We start from the raw sequence: 21734 nt of genomic DNA, 5'->3' as shown, positions 1-21734 counted from the left end.
CATCTGGGACATCGACCAGGCCGCGATGGCGAGCGCTGTGGCCGAGCTTGCTCCCTTGGGCCGGGTCGATGCCTTGCGCGCCGCCCGTCACGACCCCGACGCGGCCAGAGAGATCGACAGCATTCAAACGACGGTTCATGGCCAATTCCTCTGCTTCTCCATGCACTTGGTAGCGCGGATCAGTCCCTGACGTTTCGCGCCACAAGCTTGGCGACGCTTGGCCCAACAAGCAGCACGACGAGGAAACGGGCCGATTGCAGCGCCATGACGAAGGAGATGTCGACGTTCTGCGCGGCGGCGGCGATGATGGCGACGCTGTCCATGCCGCCGGGGCTGGTCGCCAGATAGGCGGTCAGCGGATCGATGCCGAGCACGCCGCTGATGACGAAAGCCATGCCGCCGCAGAAGGCGATCAGCGCTACGATCGAGGCGATGATCTGCGGCAGGGCGCGTGCCGCGTGGCGCAGGATCGGCCGGGTGAAGTTCAGCCCGATCGACCAGCCGACCATGGCGTAGCTGACGGCCAGCAGCCAGGGCGGCAATTGCATCGGCACGCTGAAGCCGAGATGGATTACCGCGCCAAAGATGAAGGTGCCAAGGAAGAAGGGCGAGGGCAGTCTGAGCAGCTTGCCGAGCAGGCCGCCGACGACCGCGATGCCAAGGGTGGCGCCAAAGGCCAATGGATCGATCGGCGGAAACCAGATGATGGGCGGCACTTCGACGCCCGACGTGTCGACCCACATCTTGGCGACGAGCGCCGCCGTCACCGAAACGAAGATGACGCGCAGATATTGCATGAAGGCGACGAGGCGCTGGTCGGCACCGAAGGCGCCGGCCATCAGCACCATGGCGGTGGCGGCGCCCGGCGAGGAACCCCAGACCGCCGTGGTGCCGGGCAGGATGCGCCAGCGACTGATCAGCCAGCCTAGCAGGCTGGAGGCGGTGAGCGTCGCCACCACCATCCCGAAGAAGAGCGCCCATTCGGCGTAGAAGACCGGAAATATGTCGACCGAGATCGAATTCGCCACCAGGCAGCCGACCACGGCCTGAGCGGAACCGAACAGCGCGCGGGGTACGCGCACCGTGGCGCCGTTGGTGCCGGCCAGGATCGCGGCAAGCATCGGGCCGATCAGCAGCGCCGCAGGCAAGGCGGCCAATTCCAGCGCGCCGGCAAAGAGCAGCGAGAGCACCACCAGCGCCAGCCACTGCTGCAGCGGGCGCAATCGCGTCATGCGTTGAACAGACGGTTGCTCCAGTGACGGTCCTTCTGATGAAGAGTCCATATCCGGCTCTTAGCCCGGGCACGGACAAATGCGAACCCATTTTCCCGCGGAAATGCCGTTGGCGACGGTCTCGCGCTCAGCTGCCCTTCTCGGGGGCCGGAAGGCCGAAGCCGCCGACAGGATGGGTCTCGACCTGGAATTCGAAGCCGGCGATGAAAGGACGCGCCTTGGCGATTGCCGCCTGGACTTCGGGCAGTTGCAGGGACGCCTTATGGCTTGCCTGATCGGTCCACACTTCGGTGACCCAGATCGCGTCGGCATCGGCCGGATCGGTGGCGATGATGTAGCTCAGGCAGCCGGGCAGGGCACCGGTCGTCTCACGCAGCACGTCCATGACTGCATCGCGCTGGCCGCGTGCCGCCCGCATCTTGCCGATCAGTCCGAACATTCCCTTCCTCTCCCTCCAGGTTGCACGCTGAGCTGAGTATGCAATCGCCAGCTCACGGCATCAACTGGCCACCATTGACCTCGATCACCTGGCCGATGATGTAGCCGCTCAAGCGGTCGGAAGACAGGAACAGGTAAGCGCCGACGCAATCTTCGGCCCTTCCGGCGCGACCCTGCGGAATGGTGGCGACCATGCCCTTCATCTGCTCGGCGGTGGAATAGCGCTCGTGGAACGGGGTCAGGATGGTGCCGGGCGCCACGGCGTTGACGCGGATGCCGAAGCCGATCAGCTCCTTGGCCATGCCGCGCGTCACGTTGGAGACGAAGGCCTTGGACGAGCCATAGAGGCCGGCGCCGCCGCCGGCGCCGTTGCGGGCGGCGATCGAGGTGGTGTTGATGATGAAGCCGCCCTGGCGCTTCAGCCATGGGATCGCTCTGCGCGAGGCCGTCAGCACCGAGCGCGCGTTGAGATCCATCACCGCATCGTAATGGGCCTCGGTCTGCTCGGCATAGGCAACGCGGCCGAGCATGCCGCCGGCATTGTTGACCAGCCCGTCGAGCCGGCCGAAATGTTCAGCGCTCCCCTCGACCACGCGCTCGACGTCGGCGGGAACCGAAAAATCGCCCTGCGTCAAGAACACCTCGCCGCCGTCGTCGCGGATGGTTTTGGCGAGCTCTTCGGCGGCTTCCCGGCTTGAGTTGTAATGCAGCGCAACGCGGCATTTCTGCCGGGCATAGGCGAGGGCGAGGGCTGCTCCGATCCCGGTCGACGCGCCGGTGACCAGCACCGCCTTGCCGGCAAGATCGGGAATGACAAGCGTGGTCGGGTCAGTTGGCACGTCGATATCTCCAGGATTGCGCTGGCAATTGGTAGACGCTTCCCGGCCAGGTGTTCAAGTCAAGGCAAGATCAGGGCGCGAATTCAGGGCCGCAGATAGACATAGCCCTGGCGCTGCAGCTCCGCGAGCTTGACCACGCCGCCTTTCTCCGCGACCTGGAAGCCGGCAAGCAGGTCGATCAGTGCGATGTCCATGCCATGCATTGTGTTGGCGCAGGCCTGCGGAACAAGTCCCTGCTGGACGAGGCCGGCAAAGCGGCTGGATGTCGCGCCGGAAGCGCTCTTTGCCTTGAAGGCCGCAAGCGCTGGCCCGTGCACGACCAGCACGATCTCGACATCGCCGCTGGTGCCCTCATAGTGGTTCTTGATGTTGCCGAGGACGAAGTTGACCTTGTCGGCGTCGCTGAGATGGTAGGCGACCCTCAGCCTGTCTTCGCCGGTGGCGGCGCTCGCCTGGCGCAGACCGAAAAAACCGGCCGCTCCGGCAAGACCGGCGCGGAAAACGTCACGGCGCAGCATCGCATCCTCCTCGATCCGGCGGCCCTCGCAAGTTTGCGTGGCCCAGCCTTCGTGCCTAGACTAGCATGAATCGCAATCACGTCCTGTCGGCGCGAGGAGAGGATCACATGACGTCGAGGATGGTGGCAGGCGCGGTGCTGGGTGCCGCGCTGTTCTTTGTCGGCGCGGCGCTCGCAGATGATGCCCCCAAGCTGACCGAACTCAGCCCGAGCGGCGCCGACGTCTGCTTCGGCCGGGTCTATGATGCCGCCCATCTCAAGGTGCATCCGCACCAGAAGGTGGCGCGCATCTTCTTCTACCATGGCCATGATCCGGTCGGCCGGCCGAACGAGGAGCCGAGCTCGATGTCCGACGCTGCCTATAACGGCTTTCTCACCACCACGGTGCGCGGCGCCAAGAAGCCGGAATGGGCGGCTGGCTGGTGCAACAAGGAGGATCCGAGCGACAAGGCGAGCGGCATCCGCTGCGGCATGGAATGCGACCGCACGCTCGCCTCGCTGAAGGTCGACGACAAGGGCCGGCTGATCCTCTCCAACGTGCAGCCTGACGTCTATCTCGACGCCGGCGCGGAGGAGGATCTCGGCAAGGCGAAATACGACGAGCAGGCGCTGGGCAGCGAAGACGACAATTTCCGTCTCGATCCGATGCCGGCCGACACCTGCAAGGCGGAGTTCTCGCGCATCGATCCGGTCGATCCGGCGCTCGGTGCTCCGCTGCGCGAGCGGCTGAAGCCGGATCAGCCCTTCTGCTACGGCCGCGACTATGATGACGCGCATCTGAAATCCCATCCCGACCAGATGACGCAGTCGATCCGCGTCTTCCGCGGGCCGATCGAGCTTGCTTCCTTCGCCGCCGGCGGCGATGCCGCCAACTGGCCAGACGGCGCCGACATCGCCATCTCGGTGACGACCAGGCAGAAAGAGGCCAAGGTCACGCAGACCTATTCCTGCCAGGGCGAGGCCGATCAGTGGCGCTGCTCGGCCAGCTCCAAGATGAGCGACTTTGCCCGCGACATCTCGCAAAAGGAGGTTTTTCTCAAGCGCGGCGCCAGCGGCACGATGCTACTGGCTAACCCCAACAATGCGCTCGCCATCGTCGACCTCTGCTCGAAGATGGCGGGCGGCAAGACCACGTCCGACGACAAGGTGTACAGGCTCAATCCGATGCCGCAGTCGGCCTGCACGCCGTGAGTGTGCCACTTCGTCACTCTAAAGTGTGGCGCTTCGTCATCCTATGCGGAGCAAGGAGGGAAGCGACGCGGCGCAGCCATAGGATCCATGCCGTTATGCTAAGGCGTTGAAACGGTGCAGAATTCTGCTTCGCTGCTTGCTTCGGCCAAGGCCACGGCATGGATCCCAGGGGTCTCGGCGATGGAGCTTCGCTCCTGCTTCGTCCAGGGATGACGACACCGCGGAGGCCCGGCCAATTTTCCAAGGCGTGCCTGGAAATCGCTTCAGGCGAAAGGCACCGCCGTTGTGCCTTTCGGCAGCTTCGCCTCGTCGTCCGGCTCGACATGGATGGTGACGCGCACCGAGGGGATCTCGGCCTTCAGCGCGTCCTCGATGCGGTCGCAAATGACATGGCTGGCGCCGACCGTCATGTCGGCGTCGACGACGAGGTGGAACTCGATGAAGGTGGCTCGCCCGGCGATGCGGGTTTTCAGGTCATGCACCTCCAGCGCACCCTTCGAATTGGCCGAGATGATATCGCGGATCTGCATGTGCTCCTGGGTGTCGACGGCACGATCCATCAGTCCGCTCAGCGACTCTCCGGTAAGCTTCCAGCCCTGATAGAGAATGTTCAGCGCAACAAGAAGCGCAAGCAGCGGGTCGAGGATATGCCATCCAGTCATCACCGCGGCGACAAGGCCCACGATGACGCCGACCGAGGTAAGCACGTCGGTCATGATGTGCTGGCCGTCGGCGACCAGGGCCGGCGATCGTTCGCTGCGGCCGTTGCGGATCAGCACGAATGCCCAGACGGCATTGACGAGCGCCGCGCCGGCATTGATCGCCAAGCCCTGCCAGGGCTGTTCGAGCGATGCGGGGCTCTGCAGCGATTGCCACACCTTGGCGATGATCAGCAGCGCCGCAACGACGATCAGAACACCCTCGAGCACCGCAGAAAAATACTCGGCCTTGTGATGGCCGAAGGGATGGTCGCTATCGGCCGGCTTATGGCTGATGCGGATCGCCCAGAGAGCGGCTGCTGAAGTGATGACGTTGACGATGGATTCCAAAGCATCGGAATAGAGGGCCACGGAGCCGGTCATCTGCCAGGCAACGAATTTCAGCCCCATCACCAGGAAGGCGATGACGATCGACCAGAAAGCGAGGCTGGCGATCTTGCGCTTCGCGGCGGCTCTTGCGGCCGCCGTCGCCGTGTCTTCCACCGCGGCCATCGTTGCTAGGCAGCCTTTTCCTTGGCCTTGCGCGGCAGATGCGCAACGATGTTCTCGATGATGCGCATGCCGGCATTGTGGCCGAGCGTCATGATCGATTCCGGGTGGAACTGAACGGCGGCGATCGGCTCCTTGCGGTGCTCGAAGGCCATGATGACGCCGTCCTCGGTCTCGGCCGTCACCACGAAACCTTCGGGCAGGCGCACCGGATCGGCGAAGATCGAATGATAGCGGCCGACGGTCACTTCCTTGGGCAGCCCCGAGAAGATGATGCCCGGCTTCGAGACACGGATGCGCGAGGGCTTGCCGTGCATCGGAATGTGCAACTGCCGCAACTCGCCGCCATAGGCTTCGGCCAGCGCCTGCAGGCCGAGACAGACGCCGAAGACCGGCAGGTCGCGGGCGCGCGCTCGTCTGATGGTCGCGGCGCAATCGAAATCCTTCGGCGTACCCGGGCCGGGGGAGAGCACGACGAGATCGGGCTTCAGCCGCTCGAACACCTCTTCCGGCACCGGCGTGCGCACGGTGGAAACAGTGGCGCCGGTCTGGCGGAAGTAGTTGGCCAGCGTGTGGACGAACGAGTCCTCGTGGTCGACGAGCAGGATGTTGACGCCGTCGCCGACGCGCGCGGTGGTGCGTTCGGTGCCTGCGGCGTTGCCGGTCTTGGCGTCGCGTATGGCGGAGAGCATGGCGGATGCCTTCAGTTCGGTTTCGGCTTCTTCTTCCTCAGGAACGCTGTCGAAAAGCAATGTGGCGCCGGCGCGCACTTCGGCGATACCGTCCTTGATGCGGATGGTGCGCAGCGTCAGCCCGGTGTTCATGTCGCCGTTGAAATTGACCATGCCGATCGCCCCGCCATACCAGGCGCGCGGGCTCTTCTCGTTCTGCTCGATGAAGCGCATGGCCCACAGCTTCGGCGCGCCGGTGACGGTGACCGCCCAGGCGTGTGACAGGAAGGCGTCGAAGGCGTCCATGCCTTCGCGCAGCCGTCCCTCGATGTGATCGACGGTGTGGATCAGGCGCGAATACATCTCGATCTGGCGGCGGCCGATGACGCGCACCGAGCCCGGCTCGCAGACGCGCGACTTGTCGTTGCGGTCGACGTCCGAGCACATGGTGAGCTCGGACTCGTCCTTCTTGGAGTTGAGCAGCTTGAGGATCTGCTCGCTGTCGGAGATGGCGTCGTCGCCGCGCTTGATGGTGCCGGAGATAGGGCAGGTCTCGACCCGACGGCCGTTGACGCGCACGAACATCTCCGGCGAGGCGCCGATCAGATACTCGTTTTCACCGAGATTGATGAAGAAGGAATAGGGAGAGGGGTTGATCGACTTCAGCTTGCGGGAAATGTCGGAGGGCTGGGTCTCGCAACGCTCGTAGAACATCTGTCCAGGCACGACCTCGAACAGGTCGCCGCGCTTGAAGCTCTCCATCGCCCGGCGCACCAAATTGGCATATTCGCCGGGTTCGTGATCGCCGCGCGGCGGGATGCGGTCGGCGGTCCTGAACGGCTCGACATGAGCATCGCGGGCCAAGCCTTCCGTGGAAAACCCTTCGCCGGAATAGTCGTAGCGGTCGGTCCAGGCCTTGGTCGAATAGTGGTCGACGACGAGGATCTCGTCGGGCAGGAACAGCACCAGGTCGCGCTGGCTCTGCTTACGCTCGAGCTTGTAGTCGACCGGGTCGAACTGGAAGGCGAGATCGTAGCCGAAGGCGCCGTAAAGGCCGAGATTGGCGTCCTCGGCAGTCTTGAACAAAGCCGTGATGGCGCGCAGCACCGTGAAGACGGACGGCACGCGGCTGCGCTCTTCCTCGGTGAAGACGCGGCCGGGCTTGGCGACATCGAGGCGGATCAGCTTTTTCGAGCTCTCGGCAATCGCCACCTCGCTCAGCTCGCCAAGCGCCTTGCCGATCACCGGCAGCAGCACTTCGCCGCGCTGGTTGAGCGCCTCGATGCGCATGGCGCGGCCGCGCGCCGAGATCACCAGCGGCGGATCGATGATGGCCGTGTCCCAGCGCGTGTAACGGCCCGGATATTCGTAGTTCGAGGAGAACACCGCGCCGCGGCGGGAATTCAGGCCGTCGACATAGGCGTCAATCGCGCCTTCATAGGGCTGGTCATGGCGTTCGCGGGTGATCGTCACCCCGCCCGCGGTGACGAAGCGCTCCGCCCCGTTGTCCAGAACTGTAGTCGTCATTGCCGTCTCCATCAGCGTTTTGGGCAACGGACCCGGGAATGGCTTGGAAAAACAAATGGCCGCCCGGACATTCCGCTGCGGCCACCCTCATTTTCACGCATGCGCGTTCGAACCGGCCGCTGTCAGCGAGCCCACCACCAAACGGTCTTGTTCGAACGCATGTTCATGGCGACTCCCATAGCGGCGAATGACGGCCCGCGCAACTGGATTTCACGCGAACGGTAAAGCCGGCCCGTCAGTCCTCCAGCGTGCCGGAGCGCGCGTCGGCGCTCCTCTTGTCGCCGGCAAGCTTCAAAAGATCCTCGCCGGCGCGGATGATGCGGCGCGAACGACGGGTCAGGATGAAACCCGACTGGGGCGCGAACACCTCGGTGCGGCCGCCGGCTTCGCCGGGCGCATGGACGATCGTCGCCAGCCGGTCGCCCTTGTTGACGCGGTCGCCGGGCTTGACGTCGTAAAGGATGGCGCCGGCCTTGGGCGAAGGCATCATCTCGATGTTTTCCAGCGGTACGACGGCGCCGGAGAAGCTGCTCGCCTTCGGGACGGAAGGGTCCTGGATGACGCCGCGCGTCACCAGCAAGCGGTAGAGGCCGGCGGCATCGGAGGCGGCCAAGCCGCTGTCGACATCCAGCATGCCGCGATATTCGACCGTGGTGGCGACGCGCCGGTCGAAGCGCGCGACGCTCGCAGGCACATTTTGATAGGGCATGATCGAGGCGCCCTCGAAGGTGCCGCTACTGTCCTCGCTCCACAGCAGGACGGCATCGATGCCCATCGCAGCCGCGCAGTCGGCCATATGCGGCCACAGGCTGGTGTGGATGTAGAGATAGGCAAGGCCTTCATCGTCGCAGTGGAGATCGAGCACGATGTCGTTGCCGAGCGAGAGTTCGACGAGCCGCTTCTTCAGCCGGCGGTCGGCGCCGCCGAGGTTGACATCCGCTAAAAGCCTGGCGTCCGGCGCGGCAAGCAGCGGGAAGGCACGGTTGAAGTTGGTGCGGGTGCCGAGATTGAAGCGGCCCTGGTGCTCGCCGAAATGGTATTGCGCCCGACCGATTGGATTGGCCCAGGGCACCAACGTGATGGCGCCTCTAATGCGGCCTTCCGCTTCCGCCTTGGCAAGCATCGGCATCAGCGCGTCGATGGCGACGACACCTGGCAATTCTCCGGCATGAAGCGCCGCCTGCAGATAGGCCGAGGACGCCGACTTGTCCGTGCCCTCGAAGCGGAAAACTGGGAACTCATAAGCAACGCCTTCGCTGTCGCCTGCGATGCGCTCGATGGTCTTTTGCATGGGGTTCCTCCGGTGGGTGGCCAGACATGCATGGTTACGGCCAGGGTGTCAGTGGTCCAGTCCGCCCGCGCGATAGGCGCAAGCCGACCGTCGGACGCCTTGAGCACTGTTTGCCAAGATCGAGAAGCCCCGACGTGGAGCGGCGATCTGCCGTTACGCCAGCGGCTTCAAGTCCTGGGCGATGGTCGGCAGAAGCTCCGAGACGTTGGGGTGGATGTGCATGGCGCGCGCCAGCGTCGAGATCGGCGCCTTGGCATACATCAGGTCGAGCACTGAGTGGATCGCCTCGTCGCCGCCCGGTCCGAGCACCGAACAGCCGAGGATCTCGCCGGTGTCGGCGTCGGCCAGGATCTTCATGAAGCCTTGCGTCTCGCCCTTTTCGACGGCGCGGCCGACACGGGTCATCGGCCGCTGGCCGACAAGGGCGCGGCGGCCGGATTTCTTGACAGCGGTCTCGGTCATGCCGCAGCGGCCGAGCGGCGGATCGATATAGAGCGCATAGGCCTCGATGCGGTCGCTGACCTTGCGCGGATCGTTGTCGAGCAGATTGGCGGCGACGATCTCGTAGTCGTTGTAGGAGGTGTGGGTGAAGGCGCCCTTGCCGTTGCAGTCGCCCATGGCCCAGATGCCGGGCACATTGGTGCGCAACTGGTCGTCGACGACGATGTAGCCGCGCTTGTCGACCTCGACGCCGGCCTTGTCGAGGCCGAGGTCGTCGGTGTTGGGGACGCGGCCGAGCGCCAGCAGCACATGCGAGCCGACCGCCGGCGGCTTGCCGGCAGAGAAGGTCACGGCGATACCGTTGCCCTGCCTGGCAAAGCCGATGTCCTCCGCGCCGACATGGACGGTGACGCCTTCGTTTTCGAGGATGGACTGGATCGCGGCCGAGACGTCCTCGTCCTCGCGGCCGGTCAGCCGCGGCGCTTTCTCGATCACCGTGACCTCGGAGCCGAATCGGCGGAACATCTGGGCGAATTCGAGCGAGATATAGCTGCCGCCGACGACGACCAGATGGCTGGGCAGCACATCGAGATCCATCATCGAGGAGTTGGTGAGATAGGGGACGTCGTTGACGCCGGGCAGGTCCGGCACGGAGGCGCGGCCGCCGGTGTTGAGGAAGATTTTTGGCGCGGTCAGCAGGTCGTCGCCGACGCGCACTGTATTAGCGGATTCGAATCTGGCATGGCCGCGATAAAGCGTGCAGCCCTTCATCCCCGCGATCCAGCTTTCGAGATTGCCGCGGGCGTCATTGGTCACCTTGTCCTTGCGTGCCTTGATTCTTTGATAGTCGACCCCGACCGGACCGGAGAGCGCGACGCCATAGTCGGCGGCGCGGCGGGCAAGATGCGCGGCGTAGGCGCTCGCCACCATCGCCTTGGTCGGCATGCAGCCGGTGTTGACACAGGTTCCGCCAATAAGCTTGCGCTCGATCAGCGCAACGCTCATGCCGGCGGCGTCGAGCCGGCCGGCGAGCGAAGGGCCGGCCTGGCCGGCGCCGATGACGATGGCGTCGAAGTTTTTCGCGCTCATGCTACCGCCGCCACGATCAGCAGGCCGCCGATGATCGCCACCGCGTCCTCGATGAAGGCGGCGGGCGGATCCTTGCCGAAGGCGGCAGCCATCCTTGCGCGTGCTTCCGCGCCGCCCAGCGTGCCGATCACCGCGCCGATCGCGCCGGCGATGAGGCAGCCGATGGTGGCGCCGACCGTGGCGCCGATCACCGCGCCGCAGAAGGCGCCCGTGACGATGCGCGCGCCAAACTGCTGCGGCACCTTGCGGCTCGGCGTCGACGGCAACTGGTCGGTGACGAGTTCGACAATCGCCAGGACGGTGAAGATGCCGACCGCGATCCAGTGGCCCATGAAGCTTGCCCAGGTGCCGGCAACCGGGATCCAGCCGAGATACGAACCCCAGGCAACGGTCGCTGGCGCGGTCATCGCGCGAAGGCCGGCGACGACGCCAATCAGCAATGCCAGAATGTAGAGCATCATCATCCCCTCAAATTCGGAGCTCCGCACGGTTCCGCGGATGGCAAGCTAGCATAGGCCTGGCGTTTGGCCATGGGCTTTTCCGGTCGGGCGGATTGTGCTTTGGCAGCGGGACGGGAATGGAGGAGCAGCCATGACGACAAGCGAGCGCATGAAGATGGCGGCGGGTGAATGGTACAGCTGCATCGACCCGGAGCTGGAGGCGATGCGGGTGACCGCCCGCGACGCAGTGTTCGAGCACAACAGCATGCCGCCCCGGCAGCGCGGCGACATCGGCGCGACACTGCGAGCGCTGCTCGGCGGCCTAGGCGAGGGCGCGCGCATCGAGGCGCCGTTCCACTGCGCTTACGGCTTCAACCTGTTTCTCGGCGAGGGCGCCTTCCTGAACGCCGGTTGCACCATTCTCGATACCGCTCCGGTGAAGATCGGCAGGAGGACGCTGCTTGGCCCCAATGTGCAGATCTATTGCGCCGAGCATCACCGCGAGGCCGCCGGGCGGCTGGCCGGATTGGAGATCGCCAAATCGGTGACGATCGGCGACAACGCGTGGATCGGCGGCAGCGCGGTGATCCTCGCCGGCGTCAGCATCGGCGAAGGCGCCATCGTCGGCGCCGGCGCGGTGGTGACGCGCGACGTTCCGGCCAATGCGACCGTGGTCGGCAACCCGGCGCGGATGGTTACACGCCGCTGAGGGCGACCCGTGCGCTGCCCTTCGAGAATTCGCGCCGGTACTGCATCGGCGAGGTTCTGAGCCGTGCCGCGAAATGCTGGCGCAGCGACGTGGCGCTGCCGAAGCCGGCCTCGAAGGCCACCATGTCCATCGATTTGTCGGTCTGTTCCAGCAGCCTCTGCGCCAGAGCCAAGCGCTGTTCGGCCAGCCAACTGCCGAAGCTGGTGCCGGTCGTCTTCTGGAAGCGACGCGTGAAGGTGCGGCGGGTGAGGCCAGCTGCTTCGGCGACGCTGTCCAGGGTGTGAGCTTCGCCAAGCGTTGCCCGCACCCCGTCAAGTGCCTTTGTGAACCGGTCGGCGTTTGGCGTCGGCGCGAGCGGGCGCTCGATGAACTGAGCCTGTCCGCCCTGCCGGTGCGGCGACAGCACGACGTGGCGGGCGAGCCGAAGCGCTGCCTCGGCGCCGTAGCGGGCGCGCACAATGTGCAGGCAGCAGTCCAGCCCGGCGGCGACGCCGGCCGAGGTAACGATGTCGCCTTCATCGACATAGAGCACGTCGGCATCGACGGCGATATCGGGGTGCAGCGTCTGCAACTGGTCGGTATAGGCCCAATGCGTGGTGGCCCTGCGTCCCGCCAGCAGTCCGGCGGCGGCGATGGCGAAGGTGCCGAGGCAGAGGCCGACGATCAGCGCGCCGCGCTTATGTGCCCGTTCGAGCGCATGCTTGAGCGGCGCTGCCAGAGGAGCATCGAGATCTTTCCAGCTTGGGATGATGACGATGTCGGTCTGGTCGAGCGCCGAAAGATCGTGCGGGACCGAAATGCTCAAACCGGCATCGGTATGGATAGGTCCTTGCTCCGCCGCGCAAACGCGGAAGTCGAAGCGCGGCAGGCCGAGCTTGGTGCGGTCCGCGCCGAAGACCAGGCAAGGCACGGAAAGGTGGAACGGGCTGATGCCGTCGAAGGCGACGACGGCGACGATCGGATTGCGCATGGCAGACATCACCAGGTTACGGCAAAGAGTGTCCCAATTCTTTCGAATAATGTCAATGGGGCCACTTTCTGGGAATAGATGTTCGGCCTAGCTTCGCCACCTATCAACCCGCTCGAAAGGAACCGCCATGTCAGCACCAGCCACCCAGCCACGCCGCGCACTCGTCGTCGTCGATGTCCAGAACGACTACAATGGCGGCAATCTCGCCATCCAGCATCCGCCCTTCGCCGACAGCGTCGCCAACGTGGCGCGCGCCATGGACGCCGCCACTGCTGCCGGCATCAAGGTCGTTGTCGTGAAGCAGATGGCGCCGGAGACTTCGCCGATCTTCGCCAAGGGCAGCCATGGCGGCGAACTGCATCCCGAGATCGCCGGGCGCGCCCGCGACCACTATGTCGAGAAGACGCTGCCCTCCGCCTTCACAGGCACCGACCTCGAGAACTGGCTACGCGCCAACCACATCGATACGATCGCGGTCGTCGGCTACATGACGCATAATTGCGACCTGTCGACCATCATCCATGCGGTGCATTTGGGCTTTGCGGTCGAGTTCCTCTCGGATGCCAGCGGCTCGGTTCCCTACGCCAACAGCGCCGGCTACGCGTCTGCCGAAGACATCCATCGCGTGGTGCGCGTGGTGCTGCAGTCGCGCTTCGCCGCGGTGCTCAAGACCGCCGAATGGATCGATTGCCTGAAGACCGGCGCCCTGCCGGAGCGCGACACGATCTATGCGTCGAACCAGCGGGCGCTAAAGCGGAACGCTGCCTAAGCATTTCACCGTTTCACGGAAACGGCGAAATGCTCTGGCTTTTTGTTTTTGACGCAATTCCAGACGGAAAACTGCTCACACTTTCCTGGAATTGCTTTAGCCGCACCAACGCCGAAAGAAAAAGGGCACCGCAGCAGTGCGGCGCCCTTCGTCATTTCAGCTCCTAACGCTGCCTAGAACAGGCCCTCGATCTGGCCCTGCTCGTTGAGGAAGATCTTCTCCGAGGAGGGCGACTTGGGCAGGCCGGGCATGGTCATGATCTCGCCGCAGATGATGACGACGAAGCCGGCGCCGGCCGAGAGCCTGACCTCGCGCACCGGCACGGTATGGCCGGTCGGCGCGCCGCGCAGGTTTGGGTCGGTCGAGAAGGAGTACTGGGTCTTGGCCATGCAGACCGGCAGATTGCCGTAGCCTGCCTGTTCCCACGCATGCAGCTGGTCGCGGATCGATTTGTCGGCGATCGCCTCGTCGCCGCGATAGATGCGCTTGACGATGGTGTTGACCTTCTCGAACAGCGGCATCTCGTCCGGGTAAAGCGGCGAGAACTGCGAGGCGCCGGATTCGGCGATCTCGACAACCTTCTTCGCCAGGTCCTCGATGCCGGCCGAGCCTTGAGCCCAGTGCTTGCACAGGATCGCCTCGGCGCCCTGCGCCTTGACGAAGTCCTTCATCGCCTGGATTTCGGCGTCGGTGTCGGTGGTGAAGTGGTTGATCGCCACCACCGCCGGCACGCCGAACTGCTTCACGTTCTCGATGTGACGGCCGAGGTTGAGGCAGCCCTTCTTGACCGCTTCGATGTTTTCCTTGCCGAGATCTTCCTTCTTGACGCCGCCATTCATCTTCATGGCGCGCACGGTGGCGACGATCACGGCGGCCGCCGGCTGGAGCCCGGCCTTGCGGCACTTGATGTCGAAGAATTTTTCGGCTCCCAGGTCGGCGCCGAAGCCGGCTTCGGTCACGACGTAGTCGGCAAGCTTCAGCGCCGTCGTGGTGGCGACGACCGAGTTGCAGCCATGCGCGATGTTGGCGAACGGGCCGCCATGCACGAAGGCCGGGTTGTTCTCCAGCGTCTGCACCAGGTTGGGCTGGATGGCGTCCTTCAAAAGCACGGCCATGGCGCCGTCGGCCTTGAGATCGCGGGCATAGACCGGCGACTTGTCGCGGCGGTAGGCAACGATGATGTCGCCGAGGCGCTTCTCAAGATCCTTGAGGTCGGTGGCAAGGCACAGGATCGCCATGACTTCCGAAGCGACGGTGATGTCGAAGCCGGCCTCACGGGGGAAGCCGTTGGCGACGCCGCCCAGCGAGCAGATGATCTCGCGCAGCGCCCGGTCGTTCATGTCCATGACGCGGCGCCAGGCGACGCGACGGGTATCGATGCCGAGCTCGTTGCCCCAGTAGATGTGGTTGTCGATCAGCGCCGAAAGCAGGTTGTGGGCCGTGGTGATGGCGTGGAAGTCACCGGTGAAGTGGAGGTTCATATCGTCCATCGGCACCACCTGGGCCAGGCCGCCGCCGGCGGCGCCACCCTTCATGCCGAAGTTCGGGCCGAGCGAGGCTTCGCGGATGCACACGATCGCCTTCTTGCCGATGCGGTTCAGGCCGTCGCCGAGGCCGACCGTAGTGGTCGTCTTGCCTTCGCCGGCAGGCGTCGGGTTGATGGCGGTGACGAGGATCAGCTTGCCGTCCTTGTTGCCCCGCACCGATTTGATGAATTCGGCCGAGACCTTCGCCTTGTCGTGGCCATAGGGCAGCAGGTGCTCGTAAGGGATGCCGATCTTGGCGCCGATCTCCTGGATCGGTTTCTTCCTGGCGGCGCGCGCGATCTCGATGTCGGACTTCACTTCGGCCATGACGGCTTTCCTCTGGATTGGGCGGTGGAGGGGAGGGGTTCGATCACTACAGCAATTCCAGGAAAAGTGTGAGACGGTCTGCCGTCCGGAATTGCGTTAAAACGAGGAAACAGGGCGGTTCTGCGTTTCCGCCCGGACGCGAGGGCATGTTCTAACCCTGTCGCTGTCACGGCGTCAACTTTCATGCAACTATGTTTCCTGTAAAGAAATTATTGCGTTCCCGGCCGACCTTCCCAAGGGTCTTTGGCGCCCGGTCGTTGCGAGCGTATAGAAGCCAGAGCAGGGATCGTTCCGCCGTCTCAAAACAGCCGCGCAATGCACGGAATGCGACAGACGCGACGACGCAAATCCGCCACCGTCCTGCGGTGGCAGCAGCGCTATTGGCTGAGCACGTTGCTGATCTCGACCATGTTGGAGCGCACGCGCAGGATATAGAAGCCCATGGTCGTCAGATGCGTTGGCAGCAGCCAGCCGTCCTCGCGGCCGTTGGCGATGATGAAGGGCTGGATGCGCAGTGCCGAGACGAATTGCGCGTCCATGGTGTCCCACAAATTCTGCAGGTGCTTTTCCTTGATCACGTCCTCGAAGTCGGCCTGCGCCGCTTTCATCAGGCCGTAATAGGCGTAGAGCTGGCCATAGGCGAACCAGAAGCGGTCGTCGGCGCGGAAGTCGAACCAGCCGTCATTATGGTTCTCGGCGCGCTCCTTCAAGATCGCGGAGGTCGAGCCGATGTCGCTGGCGATGCGGTCGATATATTGCTTCAGATTGTCGGCGCGGGCATCGAACGTCGCCTGACAGCTGGCAAGGCGAGCGTTGAAGGAGCGCAGCTTGCGCACCGCGTCGCGGTAGTAGCTCGGCGTCGGCGTCTTGGGGCCGAACGGGTTGAGGCCGAAATACCAGGTCTCTTCGTCGAATTGCAGATTGCCGCGTGCATCCTGCAGGTCGGCGTCGATCTGCGAGGTGGTGCGCACGCGGCCGAGATTGTCGGCAAGCTCGGTGGCGGTGCGCCGGACCCCCTGGTTGATGCCGCGCTGGAAGGAGGCCTTGTTGTCCATCCACGGCGTATGGTCCCAGTCGATGCCGAACAAGCCGAGCTTGTAAAGGATCATCGAGGAGACCCAGGCATTCTGGTTGACGTTGAAGTCCGTCAGATCGGCAGCCACCTGGGCTATCCCTGAGTTGCCGCAGGTCTTGGCGGTGTCGGTGCCAGCGCCGGCGGAGACCTGCTCGCCGGCCGAGACGCTGCGCTTCTCGAAGGTGTATTTGTCGGGATAGTTCGGGTCGAAATTGTTCCACCACTGGGTGGCGTAGAAGAAGTTGGCGTAAAGGCCGATCAAAACCAGCAAGGCAAGGCCGACCACCGCCTTCAGGATCCAGCCGCGCTGGCCGTACCAGCGGCCGGCCCATATGAACGGCCAGAGAATAATGCCGACGACGAAGCCTATGCCGCGGCCGATCCACTGGAAAATCCGGGTGAAGAAATTCACGATCGGATCAAGCATGGCTCTCGTCCCCCCTCAGTCCGTCAAGCCGTAAAGGCGCGCGCGGAATGCCGCCTTGTCCTTCAAATATGTGGTTTTCAGAACGTCCACAACATGCGATCGCCATGCATCGCTGAAGCCGTCGAAGTCCTTGTAGAAGCCCGGTTTATTGAAGACGTAGCGCGAGACGAAGTCCTGCGGCACGAAATCCGAGATCAACTGATAGGTGAGCCAGGCATCGGGATGATCGGGCTTGGCGCGCACAACCAGGAAGCGCTGGCGCGGCGGCACATCTTCAAGCTTCAGGTGGCCGAACTGGGCGATCTCGCGCTTGGCGGCGTTGAGGAAAGGGAAATTGCCGTCGCTGGCAATCAGGTCGGCATGGCTGTGGATCCAGGTCTGCAGCCAGACCTTGTCGACGTCCGTCAGGTTGCGGTTGGGCTCGGCATCGCGGATCAGCGCCCTCACCACCATCTCGGCGCGGTGCTCCAGATAGCCCGAGGTCTCGATCCAGGAAGCGCGCGGCAGGTCCAGGCGGCCGGTGGCGGTGAGGAAGCGGAATACCTTGTCGGCGTCGTTGATCGACAGATAGCTGACCTGCCACGGCCGCGAGCGGCGGAAGCCGGGGGCTGCCGGATCGCTGATCACCGTCGTCATGTCGGGGTCGACGAAGACGTAGAGCCCGCCGAAATGGCTGGTCCAGTAGGCGTTGTGGCGGAAGATCACCTGATCGGGCACCAGCGCGTTCTCGCGGATGTCGCCGCAGACCTTGGCGAGGCCGACCATGCGCTCGAGCATGGCGTTGTCGCGCCAGGCGTCGGGCTCCTGCTTCAGCCGGTCGACCAGCTTGCCGAGCTCGGCCGCCTTGCCGAGCACGTCCTCGGCCGACAAAACCTTGAACTCGACCTGATTGATCGACAGCAGGTCCTCGATGTCGTCGACCTTGGGGACGGAGTCCTCGATCTCGCCGTAGATGACGTCCTTGATGGTCAGCGCGTCGATGGCGCGCTGGTTCTTGGACATGAACTCGAACATCAGCTGCGAGGTGTTGGAGAAGGCGGTGTGCACGACCGGCAGATCGATCTGCGACGGCGTCAGGATGATGAAGCGCCGGTTGACCTCGTTGGGATCGAGATAGCCGTAGTCGCCGCATTCCTCGGCCACCTCGGGCGAGAAACCAGTGCGGTCGATCTGGAAGCTCGTCAGCTTGGTCGGCTCGAGGCCGAAGGCGACGAGAGCCTTGTTGTAGCGCTGGATGAGATGCGGCTCATCGACGACGAGCAGCCTGCCATAGATCAGCTCGTTGTCGCGCAGAAGGTCGGGCTTTTTGGCGGGACGGGTCATTGGCAAAGGTCCGACGGATGTAGCCTCGAAAGGCGAAGCGGCAACGCCGACGCCCCCCTCTCCCCGTTCTTGACGGGGAGAGGGTAAGGGTGAGGGGCGGCGCCAACGATCAAAGATTTGTCTCCCCGTAGCCGCTGGCAGCAATAAATCGAAGCTCGTGCGTCTCGATCAGACGATCGAGACGGCATTCGATCGCAGCAAGTATGGTTTCGAGCACCTCATCCCGCTTCTTCAAGACATCGACATTCCAGAAGCGGAGAACGGACCAATTGTTTGAGACCAGGAAGCGATCCCTGATCTGGTCGTAGCTGTTGCCTGCATGCTGGCTGCCATCGACCTCGACAACGAGCTGGCACTCCCTGCAGGCAAAATCAGCGAAATAATTGCCTATCGGAAACTGCCGCACAAACTTATGGCCATTCAATCGTCTGTCGCGCAGTTCCATCCAAAGAGCTGTTTCCGCGTCGTTATCCGACTGCCGGAGGCGTCTTGCCCGTTTCGTTGTAGCGACTTCTGGTCCACGCACGGCGCTGCCCCTCACCCTTACCCTCTCCCCGTGAAGGACGGGGAGAGGGAGGCGCCGACGTTGGCACCACATCCTTCCGCACTTGCGGGCAGCGAAGGAGGCCTACGCATTCCAAAGCCCCTTCTTCTTCAGCTCCTCCATCTCGCGCACGGCGCGTTCGCGCAGCCGCGCGTCGCGCAAAAGCTTCTCGACCGCCGCGTCGTCGGACTTGTCGGAGTAGCGGAATTCGGAATCGGCGTAGCGGTTGATCTCCTGCATGACCATGTCCATCGAGAACGGCCCGCGCAACTCCTCGATCATCGCCTTCTTGTCGTCGTAGCTCTTGTGCATGAAGGCTTCCGGCTTCTCGAACCAGTCGTCCGGCAGCTCGATATCCATGGCGCGCATCTTGATGGCGTCGGTCACATTCTTGATGGCGCGGCCGGTGAAGCGCGGCTCGGCATCCTTGATCATGTGCAGGTAGGTGCCGATATCGGCCATCGTCTTCGGCGCGCCGTTCTCCTTCATATAGCGCTCATAGACCTTCATCAGCCCATCTTCCTGCGGCTTCTCGTGCTCCTCATAAGCCGCAGTCACCGCACGCTGGATTTCCTGCGCGGCATAGAGCTCGTGCTCGCCCAGCGGGATCTTGTGGTTCTTGCCGGCGAGCAGCACGAAGATGTCGATGTAGTCGTCGCGGCTCTGCGGGCCGTCGACCAGCCAGCGGGCGCCGGCGCGCTGGCGGAGTGCGTCGTCGACATTTTCGGGGTAGTTGGAAAACATGCCGAAGGAGCAGTTGCCGCGCACCACGGTGGAAGCGCCGGCAAAGGCGTCCATGAGGACGCCCGTGATCTCCTGCTGGCCGGCGGATGCGCGGTCGTCGGAGCGGCGCGCCGCCACCTGGTCGATGTCGTCGATAGTGCCGAAACCGATGGTTCGCGGATTGAGCACATTGTTGATGAACTGGCGGCAGTTCTGGCCGGATTTGCCCTGGTAGGAAGAAATCTGGTCGACCCCGAAATTCTCGTAGACGAAGGGATAGCCGGCGACCTGAGAATAGTTGTTTACGAGGCCGGCGATCATCTGGATCAGCGTCGTCTTGCCGGTGCCTGGCGCGCCGTCGCCGATGAAGGTGAACAGAAAGCCGCCGAGCTCGACGAAGGGGTTCAGCTCGCGTTCGAAATCATAGGCCATCAGCATCTTGGCAAGCTTTACCGACTGGTATTTGGCAATGTGATTGCCGACGACCTCTTCCGGCTTCTTGAAGGTCATCACCAGCGGCTTCAAGCGCTTGCCGGGCGCGACGTCGAAACCGTCGAGGGTGAAGTCGTCGGCATCAATGCGGATATGCGCGTTCTCGAACGGACCGATGCCGTCGAAGCGCCCCTTGCGCGCGAGCAGCCCGTCGATGGCAACGCGGGCGAATGCGCGCGCCCTGGTCATCAGATCGGCATCGTCTTTGGAGCCGGCAATCGCCTTGTCGAGGCCTGCCACGATCGACTTCACCGCGTCCTGCGGCGTGTCGAACAGGAAGTCGGGTTCGGGACTGTCGTTCGGCGCCTCGCCGTCGCTGTCGATCAGCTGGAACAGGTAGGAGGCGAAGCTGAAAGCCGAAACGTAGGCGGAGGCCGACAGCAGCTTCTTGAATGTCGCCGCCTCGTCGCCTTCGAGCGGGGCACGCGCGTTCTTGGCCTGCAGGCTTTCGAGATCGGATCCCTCGGCAAAGACATCCGATATGGCCAGCGCGATCGCCAGGCCGCGGCGGGCGCGGTAGAGAAGCATGTGCTGGGGGATGCTCATCAGCTGGTCGTCGGGATGGATCGCGGCGACCGTTTTCGACAGTTCGACCTCGCGCGTGCGGCGCACCGAACCGGCCGAGACGGTCGAGACGAAGCGCCGGTTGGTGCCGGCGAGCGCGGTGCCGGACTCGCGCGATGGATCCTCCAGCACGACGATGCGGGTGATGAAGCTCTGCGCGGTGGCGCGATGCTTTTCGATTGTCGATTCCGAGATCGTGGTCAGCCCGGTGTCCATTACGGATACTCCGCGATTCGACGGTCACACATCGCTGATGACCTGCCCTTTGGACAGGATGTGGACCTTGTAGCCGGAAAAGATCTTCTGCGCTTCGCCCGCGGCATAGAGCGCCTGATAGGCCTCGTGCGGGATCAGCGCGTGGTTCTCGTAGCTGGAGACGCCTTGGCGCGCCGCTTCGAGGTCGTCGGTGTTGATGAAGAATTCCTGCGTAGACTTTTCGCTGGAGAACAGCCCCTTGCGGCCGGGCTTCTCGGACTTGGAAAAGACTTCCTGGATGGTCCAAGTGAGCAGCCAGGCGTTCTCCGGCTTGCGCACCTTGGCCAGAACCTCGGTAACGGTCGAATTGTTCTCGGTGATCCCGGCCGAATAGAACGGGCCGAGCACGACGCGCCGCAACTGCTTCGGGTGCAGCGGCTCGAAATCCTTGTCGAGATTGACCGCGATGGTCGCCGGCGACAGCGTGTAGGCGGAATTCTTCTCGGTGAAATCGTCGAAGCGGTGGGCAAGCTCGGGGTTGAGCAGGCCATCGACAGGAAGCGGAATGTCGATCTTCTCGTTCAGCTTGCCGTTCGCGTCGACGAGCTGTCGCACCATGCTCTCGGAGGAGTCCTCGACCGTCACCATATAGATCAGCGGCAGGTTGGCGCTGCCGTCGAACGAGGCCCAGTGGACGAGGTAGTAAGGCCGCATGGTCTTCGGATTGACCGAGACTTTGGCCGTCTGCGCCAGGGTGAACGGACCGAAGGTGGTCTCGCTCTTGACACCCTCCAGATAGAGCCGCTCGGCCATCGACCTTTGCAGCGCCACAGGCAATTCCTTGTGGCGCAGGATGAAGTCGGCCATCTCCTCGCGCAACTCGCCGGCCTGCGGAATGTTGGCCAACCGGCTATCTGCCTGTCGGCGGTCGTTCTCCAATTCGAGCAGATTCTGGAACACCGGATAGCCGCTGTCGGCGCGCGAAATGCGGAACGTATCCATGAAGCCCAGCCGGTTGCGCCAGCAGTCGAATGAGTTTTCCAGCCGGGCGATGTATTCGGCGACGATCTTGGCGACGATGCCGTGCCGGTAGAGCGGCGAGCGGTCGTCGCGCATGAACAGTTCGAGCCCGCTCAGCGCTGCGGTGATGGCGAAGAAGTAGCGCGCCGCCGCTTCATTTTCGGGGGTCATGGCACCGCCGTGTCG

General features: G+C 63.9%; 20 protein-coding genes. 3 read left to right on the top strand and 17 right to left on the bottom strand.

Annotation, left to right across the window (positions count from 1 at the left end; genetic code table 11):
• Window positions 1–179: 179 nt before the first annotated feature.
• The 4 genes from P9254_RS07295 to P9254_RS07280 form a co-directional block, all read right to left on the bottom strand.
• The gene (locus tag P9254_RS07295) at window positions 180–1232 is read right to left on the bottom strand and encodes an AbrB family transcriptional regulator (protein ID WP_442920298.1); all 1053 of its coding nucleotides are present in this window, start codon (window positions 1230–1232) and stop codon (window positions 180–182) included.
• 127 nt (window positions 1233–1359) lie between these two features.
• A complete protein-coding gene (locus P9254_RS07290; RefSeq protein WP_095781246.1) occupies window positions 1360–1671 on the bottom strand; it encodes a putative quinol monooxygenase in 312 nt (103 codons plus the stop codon).
• Between the two features lie 52 nt (window positions 1672–1723).
• Entirely contained in the window at window positions 1724–2515 is a 792-nt protein-coding gene (locus P9254_RS07285) for an SDR family NAD(P)-dependent oxidoreductase (protein WP_067326439.1), read from the bottom strand.
• 77 nt (window positions 2516–2592) lie between these two features.
• The gene (locus tag P9254_RS07280) at window positions 2593–3027 is read right to left on the bottom strand and encodes a DsrE family protein (protein WP_278054574.1); all 435 of its coding nucleotides are present in this window, start codon (window positions 3025–3027) and stop codon (window positions 2593–2595) included.
• Between the two features lie 107 nt (window positions 3028–3134).
• On the opposite strand from P9254_RS07280, the gene P9254_RS07275 reads away from it, so the two are divergent.
• The gene (locus tag P9254_RS07275) at window positions 3135–4217 is read left to right on the top strand and encodes a hypothetical protein (protein WP_278054572.1); all 1083 of its coding nucleotides are present in this window, start codon (window positions 3135–3137) and stop codon (window positions 4215–4217) included.
• 263 nt (window positions 4218–4480) lie between these two features.
• Here P9254_RS07275 and P9254_RS07270 read toward each other — a convergent pair whose 3' ends face one another.
• From P9254_RS07270 to P9254_RS07250, 5 genes are all read right to left on the bottom strand, one after another.
• Window positions 4481–5428 carry a cation diffusion facilitator family transporter gene (locus tag P9254_RS07270; RefSeq protein WP_278054570.1) on the bottom strand — a complete coding sequence of 316 codons (948 nt, stop codon included), beginning with the start codon at window positions 5426–5428 and terminating at the stop codon, window positions 4481–4483.
• Between the two features lie 5 nt (window positions 5429–5433).
• Window positions 5434–7623, bottom strand: a complete 2190-nt coding sequence (locus tag P9254_RS07265) for an anthranilate synthase (RefSeq protein ID WP_095801838.1) — start codon at window positions 7621–7623, stop codon at window positions 5434–5436.
• A 235-nt stretch (window positions 7624–7858) separates the two neighbouring features.
• Window positions 7859–8914 (bottom strand): succinylglutamate desuccinylase/aspartoacylase family protein, encoded by a 1056-nt coding sequence (locus P9254_RS07260; RefSeq protein ID WP_095823299.1) that lies wholly within the window; start codon window positions 8912–8914, stop codon window positions 7859–7861.
• A gap of 153 nt (window positions 8915–9067) precedes the next feature.
• Window positions 9068–10444, bottom strand: coding sequence for an FAD-containing oxidoreductase (locus tag P9254_RS07255; RefSeq protein ID WP_278054569.1), 1377 nt, complete (start codon window positions 10442–10444; stop codon window positions 9068–9070).
• Window positions 10441–10902 carry a DUF4126 domain-containing protein gene (locus P9254_RS07250; RefSeq protein ID WP_127241985.1) on the bottom strand — a complete coding sequence of 154 codons (462 nt, stop codon included), beginning with the start codon at window positions 10900–10902 and terminating at the stop codon, window positions 10441–10443. Before P9254_RS07250 ends, P9254_RS07255 begins: the two co-directional genes overlap by 4 nt.
• Window positions 10903–11035: 133 nt before the next feature.
• Here P9254_RS07250 and P9254_RS07245 point away from each other — a divergent pair, with 133 nt between their 5' ends.
• Entirely contained in the window at window positions 11036–11593 is a 558-nt protein-coding gene (locus tag P9254_RS07245) for a sugar O-acetyltransferase (protein ID WP_067326458.1), read from the top strand.
• Here the strand turns inward: P9254_RS07245 and P9254_RS07240 are convergent.
• The gene (locus P9254_RS07240) at window positions 11580–12563 is read right to left on the bottom strand and encodes a helix-turn-helix domain-containing protein (RefSeq protein ID WP_127243256.1); all 984 of its coding nucleotides are present in this window, start codon (window positions 12561–12563) and stop codon (window positions 11580–11582) included. The genes P9254_RS07245 and P9254_RS07240 overlap by 14 nt on opposite strands.
• A 127-nt stretch (window positions 12564–12690) precedes the next feature.
• On the opposite strand from P9254_RS07240, the gene P9254_RS07235 reads away from it, so the two are divergent.
• Entirely contained in the window at window positions 12691–13332 is a 642-nt protein-coding gene (locus P9254_RS07235; protein ID WP_278054567.1) for a cysteine hydrolase family protein, read from the top strand.
• A 5-nt stretch (window positions 13333–13337) separates the two neighbouring features.
• Here P9254_RS07235 and P9254_RS07230 read toward each other — a convergent pair whose 3' ends face one another.
• The 7 genes from P9254_RS07230 to P9254_RS07200 all read right to left on the bottom strand — a co-directional run bounded on the left by P9254_RS07230 (window position 13338) and on the right by P9254_RS07200 (window position 21719).
• Window positions 13338–13487 carry a hypothetical protein gene (locus P9254_RS07230; RefSeq protein WP_156751097.1) on the bottom strand — a complete coding sequence of 50 codons (150 nt, stop codon included), beginning with the start codon at window positions 13485–13487 and terminating at the stop codon, window positions 13338–13340.
• An 18-nt stretch (window positions 13488–13505) separates the two neighbouring features.
• Entirely contained in the window at window positions 13506–15185 is a 1680-nt protein-coding gene (locus P9254_RS07225; RefSeq protein WP_067326468.1) for a formate--tetrahydrofolate ligase, read from the bottom strand.
• A gap of 377 nt (window positions 15186–15562) precedes the next feature.
• Window positions 15563–16687 carry a DUF2333 family protein gene (locus tag P9254_RS07220; protein WP_127241736.1) on the bottom strand — a complete coding sequence of 375 codons (1125 nt, stop codon included), beginning with the start codon at window positions 16685–16687 and terminating at the stop codon, window positions 15563–15565.
• Window positions 16688–16702: 15 nt separating this feature from the next.
• Window positions 16703–18010 carry a DUF6638 family protein gene (locus P9254_RS07215; protein ID WP_278054564.1) on the bottom strand — a complete coding sequence of 436 codons (1308 nt, stop codon included), beginning with the start codon at window positions 18008–18010 and terminating at the stop codon, window positions 16703–16705.
• A gap of 109 nt (window positions 18011–18119) precedes the next feature.
• Window positions 18120–18536 carry an endonuclease domain-containing protein gene (locus tag P9254_RS07210; protein ID WP_278054563.1) on the bottom strand — a complete coding sequence of 139 codons (417 nt, stop codon included), beginning with the start codon at window positions 18534–18536 and terminating at the stop codon, window positions 18120–18122.
• A gap of 102 nt (window positions 18537–18638) precedes the next feature.
• On the bottom strand, window positions 18639–20549 hold the full coding sequence (locus tag P9254_RS07205; RefSeq protein ID WP_278054562.1) for an AAA family ATPase: 1911 nt from the start codon (window positions 20547–20549) through the stop codon (window positions 18639–18641).
• Window positions 20550–20573: 24 nt separating this feature from the next.
• Window positions 20574–21719, bottom strand: a complete 1146-nt coding sequence (locus tag P9254_RS07200; RefSeq protein ID WP_127215404.1) for a hypothetical protein — start codon at window positions 21717–21719, stop codon at window positions 20574–20576.
• Window positions 21720–21734: the final 15 nt, after the last annotated feature.

It is taken from the genome of Mesorhizobium sp. WSM4983, from assembly GCF_029625765.1.
Taxonomy (GTDB): domain Bacteria; phylum Pseudomonadota; class Alphaproteobacteria; order Rhizobiales; family Rhizobiaceae; genus Mesorhizobium.
Note: the sequence above shows the minus strand (reverse complement) of the source record. Positions and strands in the feature narration are given on the sequence as shown.